Origin of the sequence: Nostoc sp. DedQUE02, from assembly GCF_034531035.1 — a bacterium.
Lineage (GTDB): Bacteria > Cyanobacteriota > Cyanobacteriia > Cyanobacteriales > Nostocaceae > Nostoc.
The window spans coordinates 250,293-259,155 of the sequence record NZ_JAVRBY020000004.1 but is presented as its reverse complement, the minus strand read 5'-3'; the positions used below and the strand labels follow the sequence as shown (position 1 = coordinate 259,155).

General features: G+C 40.3%; 11 protein-coding genes. 7 read left to right on the top strand and 4 right to left on the bottom strand.

Going from position 1 to position 8,863, the window contains the following annotated elements:
* The 5 genes from RMX98_RS06490 to RMX98_RS06470 all read left to right on the top strand — a co-directional run.
* A partial coding sequence (locus tag RMX98_RS06490) for a putative Ig domain-containing protein (RefSeq protein WP_409881198.1) occupies positions 1–2,036 on the top strand: 2,036 nt, incomplete at its 5' end.
* A 210-nt stretch (positions 2,037–2,246) separates the two neighbouring features.
* Positions 2,247–2,636, top strand: a complete 390-nt coding sequence (locus RMX98_RS06485; protein ID WP_409881196.1) for a DUF1499 domain-containing protein — start codon at positions 2,247–2,249, stop codon at positions 2,634–2,636.
* Positions 2,637–2,949: 313 nt separating this feature from the next.
* Positions 2,950–3,618, top strand: a complete 669-nt coding sequence (locus tag RMX98_RS06480) for a DUF1345 domain-containing protein (RefSeq protein WP_409881195.1) — start codon at positions 2,950–2,952, stop codon at positions 3,616–3,618.
* Between the two features lie 114 nt (positions 3,619–3,732).
* On the top strand, positions 3,733–3,978 hold the full coding sequence (locus tag RMX98_RS06475; protein WP_409881193.1) for a ChaB family protein: 246 nt from the start codon (positions 3,733–3,735) through the stop codon (positions 3,976–3,978).
* Between the two features lie 304 nt (positions 3,979–4,282).
* A complete protein-coding gene (locus tag RMX98_RS06470; RefSeq protein WP_409881243.1) occupies positions 4,283–4,849 on the top strand; it encodes a GNAT family N-acetyltransferase in 567 nt (188 codons plus the stop codon).
* 103 nt (positions 4,850–4,952) lie between these two features.
* Here RMX98_RS06470 and RMX98_RS06465 read toward each other — a convergent pair whose 3' ends face one another.
* Positions 4,953–5,120 carry a hypothetical protein gene (locus tag RMX98_RS06465; protein ID WP_409881192.1) on the bottom strand — a complete coding sequence of 56 codons (168 nt, stop codon included), beginning with the start codon at positions 5,118–5,120 and terminating at the stop codon, positions 4,953–4,955.
* A gap of 437 nt (positions 5,121–5,557) precedes the next feature.
* Here RMX98_RS06465 and RMX98_RS06460 point away from each other — a divergent pair, with 437 nt between their 5' ends.
* Positions 5,558–5,863, top strand: a complete 306-nt coding sequence (locus RMX98_RS06460; RefSeq protein WP_409881190.1) for a hypothetical protein — start codon at positions 5,558–5,560, stop codon at positions 5,861–5,863.
* A 103-nt stretch (positions 5,864–5,966) separates the two neighbouring features.
* Here RMX98_RS06460 and RMX98_RS06455 read toward each other — a convergent pair whose 3' ends face one another.
* Complete coding sequence (locus RMX98_RS06455) at positions 5,967–6,410, bottom strand: molybdopterin-binding protein (protein ID WP_409881189.1); 444 nt, start codon at positions 6,408–6,410, stop codon at positions 5,967–5,969.
* A gap of 442 nt (positions 6,411–6,852) precedes the next feature.
* Here RMX98_RS06455 and RMX98_RS06450 point away from each other — a divergent pair, with 442 nt between their 5' ends.
* A complete protein-coding gene (locus RMX98_RS06450; RefSeq protein WP_409881188.1) occupies positions 6,853–7,650 on the top strand; it encodes a hypothetical protein in 798 nt (265 codons plus the stop codon).
* Between the two features lie 5 nt (positions 7,651–7,655).
* Here RMX98_RS06450 and RMX98_RS06445 read toward each other — a convergent pair whose 3' ends face one another.
* Positions 7,656–7,763, bottom strand: a complete 108-nt coding sequence (locus tag RMX98_RS06445; protein ID WP_409881242.1) for a DUF4351 domain-containing protein — start codon at positions 7,761–7,763, stop codon at positions 7,656–7,658.
* A gap of 408 nt (positions 7,764–8,171) precedes the next feature.
* A complete protein-coding gene (locus RMX98_RS06440) occupies positions 8,172–8,726 on the bottom strand; it encodes a 1,2-dihydroxy-3-keto-5-methylthiopentene dioxygenase (protein WP_409881187.1) in 555 nt (184 codons plus the stop codon).
* Positions 8,727–8,863 lie beyond the last annotated feature (137 nt).

Genomic DNA, 8,863 nt, shown 5'->3' with positions numbered 1-8,863 from the left:
TCAGTGGTACTCCCTTAAATGAAAACGTTGGTAGCTTAAACATCAAAGTTATCGCCAAGGATATTGCTCAAGCTCAAGTCAGTGATGTGTTTGTACTCACTGTTGAGAACGCTAATGATCCGCCAGAGCTGGTGAACGAAATTGCAAACCAAGAAGCAATAGAAGACACGGTTTTCAATTTCACAATCTCCGCAAACACCTTCATTGATGTTGATGCTGGTGATAGTCTTACCTACAGTGCCTCTCTCGAAAACGGCGATCCCCTACCCAGTTGGTTGAGTTTTGATGCTGCTACTAAGACCTTTAATGGCACTCCCTTAAATGCAAACGTGGGTAGCTTAAACATTAAAGTTACTGCTAGGGATATTTTTGGGGTTGAAGTTAATGATGATTTTGCACTGACTGTTAAGAATGTCAACGATGCGCCAGAGGCCGTTCAGGCGATCGCTAATCTAAAGGGAGTCATAAATACGCAGTTCAATTTCACTATCCCAGAGAACACTTTCATTGATGTTGATGCTGGTGATATTCTCACCTATACTGCCGCCCTCGAAAATGGCGACCCCCTACCTAGTTGGCTAACTTTTAATCCTGTTACCCATAATTTTAGTGGTACTCCTACGCTGGAAAATTTAGGCGATCAGAATATCAAAGTCACTGTCAATGATATTTCTGGGGATGAAGTCAGTGATGTGTTTAGATTGACAATCGCTAAAGTCAACAGTCCACCAATTGTAGATCAGGAGATCGCTGACCAAAAAACCAGAGCAAAAACTATCTTCAACTTCACTATTCCTGAAAACACTTTTAGCGATGTGGATCTTGAAGATACCCTGACCTACACTGCTACCTTAGACAATGGCGACCCGCTACCCAGTTGGTTAACCTTCAATCCTTATGAGCTTACCTTCAATGGTATTCCTACGGTTGATAATGTCGGTAGCTTGAACATTCAAGTTACCGCCACAGATCCAGCAGGGGCTGGAGTTAGTGATGATTTTGCACTCACGGTTGCTCAGAAAACTACTCCTATTATCCAACCAACTAGCCTACTCACAATAATTACAGGTGATATCTTTACCATCAAAAATAAAGTTAACGATGAAAAAGCTAGACTCTCTGTCAAGATTAAAAATAGCACCTCTGAAGAAGTCAATGAACTGGGTGTGTTTGTTGTTGATGATGCAGAAGGTAGGATTGATGGTGTAGCCCCTGGTACAGCAAATTACACCGAGCTAGCTCTCCAACGAGCAACGGTACTTTTCTCATCTCTGGCAAAACTACCCAATGGGTTTAATCCTAGTGACTTGACAAGCCTACTGGAATTCAACTCTCAGAGCAACCTGAGATTTTATTTAATACGTGGCAGCACTACTCAGGCGGTACTATCTGGACAAACCTCGTTGTCTCAGGTGCTTTTTTCCTCAGACACGAATGTAGATAATGAAGGTTTCTCTCTCAAATTCCAGGATTTGGTTGTCAAAATTGAAGCTACAGACGAAAACCCACCTCTAGGTACTGGTCTTCAAGGAAAATCTGAAGCCGAAATGATTGATTTACGGGATGTGACACAATTGGTGAAAGCTGAATTTGTGGTTCATAGAGAAGCAGCTTTTAACAATTTTGTCGGCTTTTATCAGGTAACTGATCAAAATGGGGGCATCGATACAAATGGTGATGGTACAGCAGATGTGCTTGTTGGACAGGCGGGTTATACTCAAGCAGCTGTTAGTAACCGTGTCGCTGGTATTGATTTGAGTGTGCCTAACGAAGGTACAGCAACTTTCACAGGTACTTTCCAGCCTGGTGCTATTTTCGTCCCATTTATTATCGTTAATGGCGGGACTGATACAATTTTTGATAGCAATCCTAATAACGATCCGGCAGTTTACTTCTCGTTCTTGGGCGCTAACACTGACAAAGCAGATCATATTCGCCTGTTAGGCAATAACGCTTTTGGCTTCGAGGATTTGGCAAATGGCGGCGATCAAGATTACAACGATTTGATTGTCCGAGTTAATTTGAGTATCGCCTAGTCTGAATCTACTGTATAAATGTACTAATAAAGTCTGTAACCTTGATTGAGCAATGAATACAGGCTTTATTTTTTTTAATCTAGTCCTAAAGAGCGATCGCATCACCGATGTTTTAGTGAATCTGTCATTTGCCAGAAGATGGGATTGCCGCAAAGTATTACACTGATTAAGAAAAAGCATTTATTCACTTACTTACTGGGAAACATAATTATGGTTTTTGCTGGCAAACGGCCGAATAATTTAGGTATCAGCAACGGTAAATTAGCTTCCTGCCCTAATTCCCCTAACTGCGTTTCTAGTCAGAGTACTGATGCCTCTCACAAAATTGCACCACTGACTTTTACATCTACCCCAGAAGAAGCGATCGCTAATCTTAAAGACATTATTCAGTCCTTACCAAGAACCAAAATCATTACCGAAAATAAAGATTATTTATATGCAGAATTTAAAAGTGCTTTACTGGGATTTGTGGATGATGTAGAATTCTATCTAGACCGGAATGCTAATGTTATCCAAGTCCGTTCAGCTTCACGCTTAGGTCAGAGCGATTTGGGTGTTAATCGTCAACGAATAGAGACGATTAGAGCTAAGTTAAAATAATTCGTACCTCGGCTTCTCTACGAGACGCTCTTGCTAGCTTGCTTCTCTGTAAGAGTACGAATACTCTAACGTAATTCGTAATTCAATTGGTTGAGGATTTATAGCCCAAGAAGTAAGTTGATGTATGTATTTGAAGCTGGGTAGTTAAAATTGCCAGAAATACCACGGAAAGCAAAGAGGCGATTTTAATAGCGATTAGCTTCAAGACCAACAATTTTAGAATTAGACGTGAGTGTTTCACTGAAAATTATGTAGCTTGCTTCTCGCTTTGGCGAGTATTACGAATTAGTTAAACTCTGCGATCGCAATATTTGTGAAACTTAATTTATTTAAAAATTTTGATTCTCGACCCCGACTGATCATTGCTGTCGGACTCGCTGGATTAGTTTCAGTAATCCTTCCCCATTCTCTGCACTTACCAACTCGTATTCTTTGCACTTGGAACTCTGGTACTGATTTTTTCTTAGCCATAACGTGGTGGAAGATGATCGAGGCTACCCCAGAAAAAATTCGCCGTTATGCTGAGAGTGAATATGAAGGACATTTGGCTATATTCATGCTGGTGATTGCTGCGGCTTGTGCCAGTGTTTTAGCCATTGGATTTTTACTAACTGATAAAAAAGGATTGTCAACAATTCTGCTTACCCTACATGTCATACTTTCAATTATGACCATTGTCGGTTCCTGGTTACTAGTGCATACGATGTTTGCAGTGCAATATGCACACAGCTATTACAAATACATTAATCATAATCATAGTCAAGAAGTCACCGGAGGTTTAGATTTTCCTCATAATGACTATCCAGACTATTGGGAATTTTTGTATTATTCATTTGTAGTTGGTATGACTAGTCAAGTTTCAGATGTGCAGACGACATCACGCGAAATGAGGCGCTTGACTCTGTTACATGGCGTATTATCCTTTTTTTTCAATACCACTATTTTAGCTATGAGCATTAATATCATTGCATCGCTGATCTAAAAATTGCTTGACTCAGCCAAAAGTATGATTATTTAGTTCTCTACTTAGAGAAGGAGGAAATTAGATGACCAGTTTTTTAGCATGAACTGAAGTTGACATAATCGGAGTTAGTTTATGCCTTATAACAAAATAGATGAATTATCTGAAGACATCAAAGAACAACTGCCTGAACACGCACAACAGATTTTTCTTGCGGCATTTAATGGCGCTCAAAGTGATGGTTTGAGTGAAGAGGGTGCGCGTGACATTGCTTGGAATAGTGTAAAAAATGAATACGAACCAGGTAACGATGGCAAATGGCAAAGAAAGCCCGAAGACACTGCAATACATAATAAAGCTGTTGTGTCTGGTGGGAATTAAGTAAATTTCAGTTGTGGATAACTATCTGATATCAAGGGTCTTATAAGGGTTTAAGGGGAATTTCATTCTCACAAAGCAGAGATGGAATTTCCTTTTTTTTCCATAAATCATGAGCTATATATATTATTTATAGAGTTGCTATAACTAATATATATCCAAGCTATAGGACTCATATTTGATTTTTGAAAAAAATTCGGTACACCTTAATCTTCTGAAATCTTATTGTCTAGTGCCTTTTGCCTTCTTGCCTATTGCCTATTGCCTACTAAGCCAAGTGATTTCAGTAATCAAACCGGATTCTTATATGCTGATTAAAAAAGGCGAAATAGCTGTTCGTCCAATGCAAGATGAGATTTATGATTATGAGTTGATGGCAAAATGGTTAACTGATGCACAAGTTTTAGAATTTTATGAAGGAAGAGATAATCCTTTTCCTTTAGAAAGAATTATAGAAACTTACAAACCTATGATCGGGGGATATGAGCCAGTTATTCCCTGTTTGTTCTACTATCAAAATATTCCCATTGGTTATTTGCAGTATTGTGCGCTCAATGACTTATCGCAAACAGATAGAGAATTGTATCATCTCGAGCAAACTGATCGTGTCTACGCAATTGATTTGTTCATAGGCGAAACCGACTATTGGAACAAGGGAATTGGTACAAAAATCCTGTCAGCAGTTATCACCCATCTTTTTGAACAGCAGCAAGCTGATCAAATTGTTATAGATCCGCACGTTGACAATCTTCGCGCTATCCACTGCTATGAAAAATGTGGTTTTGTGAAGGTAAAGCTATTACCTGCTCATGAACTCCATGAAGGAGAATATTCAGATTGTTGGCTCATGACAATAGAGCGAAAGAAATCATGACACCCTAATGTTACATGGTATTTTAGTTAATTCCACGAGATATCGGGAGCCGCATATAAAGAGTACACAGCATTGTAAGTTGGTGTAGGAGCAGATTGCAAAATTAACTTGCGTGTTCCCAGTCACTAAGTAACTCATGCTGTTGTGCTATTTTCTTGCACTTGTGGAATGGTACTTTAGGAGTACCAATACTCATGCCAGGAAAAGACTGTTTTTTCGTCTTGGTGGGTCTATTTTGTTGTGTTGTTGAACTGATCTGTTGGGTTTTCATTGGTAAATAAATTTCTGATTAAAACCTGAGCACCAATTTATAACATCAATTTTCAAATGGCAAATTTCTGAAGAGAGATCAAAAGTACATATTCGCTCGTAAAAGAATATTTTTTTGTCAATTTGAACTTGAAAGCACTTTACAAACTACATTCTTGGCGACGATTGCAATGTCTAATGTCATGGACATATTTGCGATCGCTTCTTTTATAGCAGGAGGCTGGAGGCTGGAGTAAAATTATTACTGTTCCTAGCATTCACGCTTGTCATTATGTCCTAACCTATGTGACTACGGCTATACTGTCTATTTGAGAACCGCTACTTTTCTAATAAAATGAGCCGTACCATCGCTGAGTGCATAGCAGTCAAGCGCCGAACACTCTGCTCAATCTCCAAATCTAATATGCTGTAATCAATAACTGCCTGACGAATAGGTGTATGTCCCTAGCTCTTGTATCCGAGATGTACGCAGTGCTTGCAGGTGCGGTTGGATTATTTTGCAGCGTTTTTTCAAGCAAGGGCGGTGGGGTAATTTCCTACTCTACTGAATCAGCTAACTGCTCTAAAGAAAGTAGCATCGCCCAGCCACCTGCAATTAGACATAGCAGCGATCGGATGAGTGCAGTTTCTAAGTTTCCTGACTGTGCGATCGCGGTAATAAATGATATCCCTACCACCAGACCAACATTTGCACCAGTATTACCGTACAGCGATTGTACAGAGTTTTTTTACGCAATTAAATAGGAGTCCTATATTTATTCGATTTATCTTGTAGTTCTCCAAAATCAAAAATATTGGTGATGAGAATTTATCCTCTTAATATTCAACGACCAAAATTAACATATTTCTATTCTCTAGCAATGACAATATCGTTAGATTTAATGACTGCATAAGCTTCTTTTCCTTCAGCTAACTCCAACTCTTCGGCAGAAGCTCTAGTGATAATTGAGGTTAATTCTACTTTATGAATAATCTCCAGAGTCACCTCACTATTGACAGCTCCATAAACAACTCGTTTCACCACACCTTTGAGAATATTACGAGAGCTAACTTTTAGTGATTTCTTTTGAATGCTACTTTCTATCTCAGGGTTTTGAGTGTAAATATATTCTTGTTTTTCCTGCTGAGTTGCTGGTGATATTGGTGCTGATGAGTGCTGATTGAGACTACGCACAAGCTCTCGCAGAATCTCAGTCTTGGTGCGTTGAGACTGTTCGCAGAACTCTTCGAGAATCTTCCGTTCATCCTCTGAAGTTTGAAATGTTACCCATCCTTGTTCTTTTCTTGGCATAATAATATTATCAATTTTGGTTATCTTGTTAAAATTCTACCAAGTATCTATTCTGTATGTCGTTTTAGTAATAACATTTTTTTTGTCATGATTTTCGATATTGTTATTGCAAATTAATCAACTCATCTCATCTAGTTATAGCAATTTAGACCATGACTAAGACAAATAGTAGAAGTAGTGTAGTTCAATTACTTGAAAAGTATTGTAACTACATATATATTTATTTTTTTCTAAATGCGAAATATTTTGTTACTTGAAATTGTCTAAGCGATCGCCAAAATATTACCAACTAAAATGGTATAATATTGGACTATTGCAAGGGTCATGTAGCATAAAATTCCGCAGGCGTAGGCGTAGCCCTTCGGCTGCGCTCAGGAACCGCCCGTCGCAGGCGATCGCATGAGTGCCGTAGGATTATTTAACGTGAGTTCACAGTCAGGGGATGAAACACTTAAAATCGCGTTCTCAAGACCTGCGGAGTTTATTTGAGAACAATATCACCATTGAATACGTGGCAGAACCCCTGAAAGCTATGCCAGGTGATGCAGAGGTCAAAGAAGTGCTGCATTGGATGCAGGCACAAAATTTTGATGTTATCGGCGTTGAGACAGGAGATATTATTAGCGGTTATGTAGAACGCTCTAGTTTAATTCCAGGTAAAGAAGGCAAATGTAGCGACTACCAACGGGTGTTTCATCCCAAAGAACTAATTGCTATTTCCACCCCACTGATGAAGTTGCTACCCATTTTGCAACAAACTCCGCGATTGTTTGTCTTAGATTGCAATCAGGTAAGTGGTATTGTTACCTGTGGGGACTTGCAGAAAGCACCCGTGCGAATGCTACTGTTTGGCTTAGTAACGCTGCTAGAGATGAATTTGCTGCGGCTGGTGCGGATTTACTATCCTCAAGATTCTTGGCAAAAAGTCCTTAAACCTGAACGCTTAGAAGTTGCTCAACGGCTATGGCGAGAGAGCCAAGAAAGAAACGAAGCTACCGATTTGTTAGATTATCTGCAATTCTGTGATAAGCGGGAGTTGATTTTAAATCAACCAGAACTTCTTCAGCAACTAGGACTAAAATCCAAGCGGTTTGGCGAACGCTTTCTCAAATCTGCTGAACAGTTGCGAAACCGATTAGCTCACGCCCAAAATTTAGTTAGTGGTTCCTCTTGGACAGAGTTGATTTCTCTAGCAGAAGCGATGGAAACGCTATTAATTCTCTGTGAGGAAGTTGAGTAAAGTAATCAGCTTTCTTTAACACTATTGAACCAGCCGATCAAATCCGTTGCTGTCGAGAAATCTAATAGCGCATCACTTAAATCCTCTAATTGGGTTAAAGATAATACTTCAATCTGCGATGTCTACGACGGTCACTGAATCTGGACTCACAACGACTGCGCGGTAGTTGAATCTCGACTCACTTCGGCGCCGCAATACTTGAATCTCGACTTCGCTCGATTACCGCGTAGTCGAAACTCAGTGCAAGTCGCTCGATTTCCGCGCAGCCGTACCCCTCCGGAGAAGCAAGCTACGCGGAGCGTCTCGTAGAGAAGTGCGGGCTTCGCCTACGCAATTCTGGAGCAACGCTCAACTCAGTTTTGAGGTCTTCAACGTCTGCTGGGGTTCTACCTAACAACCAGGTGGCAAAGTTTTCGGGATACTATTCTGAAAGATAGCGGCAAACGTTATCGATGAACATTGACTTTAGAGGTAAAGCATTAAGTAATAAATATCACAGTTTGAGATTATAAAATTGAGCTTTAACCCGGCTTGTTGAGTGAATCACTCACTTGAGTACCTGTATAATTGGGAACCCAACCTTCTGCGATCGCAAAATAACGTATCCCTTTGAAATTCAACGATGCAGTCGGACTGCACCAATGCTCAACGTTGGCGGGGATGTAGAGATAATCTTGTGCCTGAACTAAAAGCTGTACCTGGCTGCCATCAGGACGCACAAAGCCATAGATCATTTCTCCTGCCAACACGTACAGGGGTTCTGCCGCAGGATGAGTATGGTAACGACCGTAGGTTGCTATCAGGTGGTGAAGATTCAAAGAACCTGGATGCACATTTAGCAAGTCACACCAAATCCCGCCATTTTCTTGCTGAATAAATTCAAAGACGCTGTTATGGAGTTCTACACAATAACGCTTTTCAGCCTCAGTTAAAACGTCCTGGCCAAGCAGATCGGGGAAGAGAAGCGATGTTCCTGGGTCGTAGTGTCTAAGTTCAATGCCAAGAGGCGCAAGTTCACGAGCTATTTCGCCTAAATCGCTCTCAATCGTACCGTCATCAAGTAGTAGGTTAGCCATGACAAAAAGACTAATTAACTGTTAAGAAGAGTATACTCAATTTTTTTCTAAAAAGCCACTTTTTCCGACTGACAAACCGGGGAATAGGGGAGGCAGGGGGCAGGGGGAGATGGCAACGCCAAAGGGGAAAGGGCAAG